The sequence below is a fragment of the Mycetocola sp. genome, assembly GCF_046716805.1.
In the GTDB taxonomy this organism is placed as follows: Bacteria; Actinomycetota; Actinomycetes; order Actinomycetales; family Microbacteriaceae; genus Mycetocola_A.
In genome coordinates this window covers 1-3,528 of the sequence record NZ_JBKJWH010000121.1, presented here as the reverse complement: position 1 = coordinate 3,528, position 3,528 = coordinate 1, and the positions used below count along the sequence as shown (strand labels likewise).

Here is a 3,528-nt window from a genome sequence, read left to right as displayed (position 1 = left end):
CTCCATCACCCGGAGGGCACGTGTGAGCGTTCAGGGAGAGGGTAGCCTTGAGTGGGACGAGGAAGAGCAGATCGTGATTCCGAAAACCATTCTGGACGGCGCTGACAGAGGCCTCATCCGGTGGCTCTATCGGAACCAACACGGCACGCCGTTTGAAGGTCCGGAGTTTGAGTGGTACTTTGAAGTACCTGTGTTCATCTCCCGCCAGATCGTCAAGCACCGTTTGTCGTCCATCAATGAGGAATCCGGCCGGTACCGCACCATGCGGGGCCAGTTCTATATTGTCCCGGAATCGGGTGACCGCCCGCTCGTGCAGGTCGGCAAGACCGGAAACTATGAGTTTGAGTTGGGTCGTCCTGACCAGCTTGAGGCTACCCGCTGGGTACAGAAGAGTACCGCTGAATCTGCATGGGAGAACTACCAGAAGCTTTCTGCTTACGGTATCTCCAATGAGGTTGCCCGCATGCACCTTCCGGTGTCATTGTACTCTTCCATGTTCTTCAAGGCCAACCTTCGAAGCATGTTGAACTTCCTCTCACTCCGCAAGGACTGGGGCGAGGATGCAGTGCACCCTTCAAAGGCTCAGTATGAGATCGCTCTCCTGACCGATCAGATTGCTGAAGTCATCAAAGATAAGTTCCCCACTGTGTGGGAATGTTTCGTGGAAAGCGGCTATCAGGCCGTTTGACATTAACAAAAAGTTAGGCTAGAATGGGATACAATACAGAGCCTTACTTGGGGAGAAATCCGGAGTCGGTGTCTATCACCAACTCCGAGATTCAGACCTTCAAGGATTGCAAGCGCAAATGGTGGCTCGGTAATTATCGAGCGCTGAAGCCGATTAGCAAGACCTATGTTGGCCCTCTGACTCTTGGTATCCGCGTCCACAATGCGCTGGAGTTGTTCTATGTCACTGGCGAGAATCCAGTTGATGAGTACGAACGACTCCAGCGGATTGACAACAAGCTCTTTGCTGAGAGCAAGGACGCGAACTTTGAGGATAAGGTCAAGAAGTTCAACAGTGAGGCCGAACTCGGGCGTATTATGCTTGAGGGCTATATGGAGTGGCTGGCTGAAACCAACCCCGACGCTGATATTGAAGTGATCGGTGCGGAAAAGAAGCTCTCCACACGTCTAGAGATGGACCCTCGTGTTGAACTGATGGGTAAGACTGACCTCAAGGTCAAAAGGGCGTCCAGTGGCAAGCACGCGTTGCTTGACCATAAGACAGCAGTGTCCTTCAACTCGTACTACGAGACTTCCCACATGTCGGAACAGCTTATGCTCTACGTCATTCTGGAGAAGATGGACACCGTGAATGGTGACCCCAATGTAGACGGCGGAATCTACAACCTTATCAAGAAGGTCAAGCGTACCGCTTCTGCTAAACCTCCGTTCTACGAACGGCTGGATGTCCGGTTCAACGACAAGCAACTTCAGTCGTTTTGGATTAGGACAATGGGCACCATTCGTGATATAATGGATCTACGAGACAAGCTGGACGCCGGTGAGGATCACCGATTCTACGCGTACCCCAGCCCCACGAACGATTGCACTTGGAAATGTCCATTCTTCCAAGTTTGCCCAATGTTCGATGATGGATCATCCGCAGAAGCAATGCTTGAAGAACTCTTTGAGCAAGTCGATCCTAATGCGCGTTACGAAGAAAACGAATAATGAAAGTGGTACTAAATGTCCGATAGAGCACTAACTATCCTGATGCATGGATTGTCCGGTGCGGGTAAGACTACCCTTGCAACCACGGCACCAAAGCCCTTGCTCCTACTTGACGTAGAGATGGCAAGCAGGTTCGTCCGTGGCCGTAAGGTGAAGTGGAATCCACTTACCGAATCTCCTCCTGTACACGACGGCTCTTGGGATATCTGTGTGGTATCCGTCAACGAGTTCCAGAAGGCACAGGTCGCCTATGACTACCTGAAGAGCGGCCAACACCCGTTCAAGTCGGTCGTTGTTGACTCCATCTCTGAACTACAGACTAAGGCTGTAGAGAAGATCAAGGGTCGCCAGCAGCTTCAGACACAGGACTGGGGCAAGCTCCTGTCCGTCATGAGCTTCTTCTGCAAGGATCTTCGTGACCTTGCTGAGGCTGACGAGAAGATCGAAGCCATTGTCATCACGGCAACCTCCCGTGACTACGACGGAATCATCAAGCCCTACCTTCAGGGACAGATTGCGTCACAGGCTCCGTACTGGTTCGACATCACAGGCTACCTGTATGTCCAGCAGGTCGCGGATGCACAGGGCACCATCACCGATACTCGAAACCTCCTGATCGGTAACCACCCGAACTACGAGGCAAAGTCTCGTGTCCCCGGTCTGCCTACCGTGATTGACAATCCTGACATCACGGTAATGCTCAACAACATCTTCGGTGAAGATGTAACGGTTACTCCGGTTGTGGCTCCGGTAGCAGCGGCTCCCGCTGTCGCTCCGGAACCCACACTCGTAGGTCAGCCGGAACCACCGGCACTGTAAATCTTCCTCCAATATAACTGAATAGCAAAACAAAAACAATAACTGATAGGAAACAAATAAAAATGCCAGCACAGTCTTGGAAAGATCTCATGAATCAGGCCGAAGAGGGCGCAAAGGAATTTGCGATTCTTGATCCCGGCATGTATTCTTTTGTGGTCAAGGACGCTGCCAAGGTCGGCCAGACCTCCAAGGAGAACCCCAAGTTCACCATCAACCCGTCCGTCGAGGCCGGTCCTCGTGCCAACGCCCGCGTCTTTCACGATTTCATCGTGTCGGACAGCGCGTACGCTATGAAGAACTTCTTCTTCGGTGACCTCTCCATCCTCGGTCTCGGTGCTGAGTTCTTCAACCAGAACCCGACCGAACAGCAGATCGCACAGGCTCTTCAGGGCCGTCGCTTTGTCGCTGAAGTCTTCCACGAAGATGGCAACAACGGCAAGACCTACGCTCGTCTGCGTAACTTCGCTGCATCGACTTCTGCTCCTCCGGGTGCAGGCGTTCCGGGTGGACTGCCGTCCGCTCCGATTGCGGCTGCTGGACCGGCCCCCATCGTAGCGGCACCGTCCGTCGATGCAGGCTCCCCGTGGGCCACAGCACCGGCTCCTCAGGCCGCTGCACCGGTAATCAGCAACTCGGTTCCGCTGCCGCCGTCCTTCGGCTAATCACCACCCTCTAAAGTGTGGCTCCGTGACTTCGGTTGCGGGGCCACACTTTTCCCTATACACTTTCAAGAAAGCGACGAATGTTTACCGACCTTACTGCAAATCCCGTTGAAGTCGATGCCATTGACATGTTCCGGGAAATGACGGAACTCTGTGGCTCCAACTCTGCCGCCAAGGGCTGGCACGATGACCGCCCGGAAGATCCGGCCATGCTGGGTCACTGGCAGGGAAACAAGCTGATGCTGATGGTCTCTGAGCTTGTTGAGGCCCATGACGAACTCCGCAACGGCCACGCTGCCGACGAGACCTATTACCCCACTGCCCCGATTCCTTCGGCATCGTCTCGCGTGAATACCGCACAGAGCCTAAC

The 3,528-nt window shown here is 53.8% G+C and carries 5 protein-coding genes; all 5 read left to right on the top strand.

The window, feature by feature from the left end; all coding sequences use genetic code 11:
• Positions 1 to 688: FAD-dependent thymidylate synthase (gene thyX, locus ACLQ62_RS09615; protein ID WP_411721411.1), on the top strand; the 688-nt coding region annotated here is incomplete at its 5' end.
• 68 nt (positions 689 to 756) lie between these two features.
• Positions 757 to 1,677 (top strand): RecB family exonuclease, encoded by a 921-nt coding sequence (locus ACLQ62_RS09610; RefSeq protein ID WP_411721410.1) that lies wholly within the window; start codon positions 757 to 759, stop codon positions 1,675 to 1,677.
• 15 nt (positions 1,678 to 1,692) lie between these two features.
• Complete coding sequence (locus ACLQ62_RS09605) at positions 1,693 to 2,496, top strand: AAA family ATPase (protein WP_411721409.1); 804 nt, start codon at positions 1,693 to 1,695, stop codon at positions 2,494 to 2,496.
• Between the two features lie 62 nt (positions 2,497 to 2,558).
• Complete coding sequence (locus tag ACLQ62_RS09600; RefSeq protein WP_411721408.1) at positions 2,559 to 3,158, top strand: DUF669 domain-containing protein; 600 nt, start codon at positions 2,559 to 2,561, stop codon at positions 3,156 to 3,158.
• Positions 3,159 to 3,238: 80 nt separating this feature from the next.
• A partial coding sequence (locus tag ACLQ62_RS09595) for a hypothetical protein (RefSeq protein ID WP_411721407.1) occupies positions 3,239 to 3,528 on the top strand: 290 nt, incomplete at its 3' end.

Excerpts from the sequence above, each read along its gene's own strand:
- ACLQ62_RS09600 (WP_411721408.1), top strand. The coding sequence starts at position 2,559 with ATGCCAGCACAGTCTTGGAAAGATCTCATGAATCAGGCCGAAGAGGGC.
- ACLQ62_RS09605 (WP_411721409.1), top strand. The coding sequence starts at position 1,693 with ATGTCCGATAGAGCACTAACTATCCTGATGCATGGATTGTCCGGTGCG.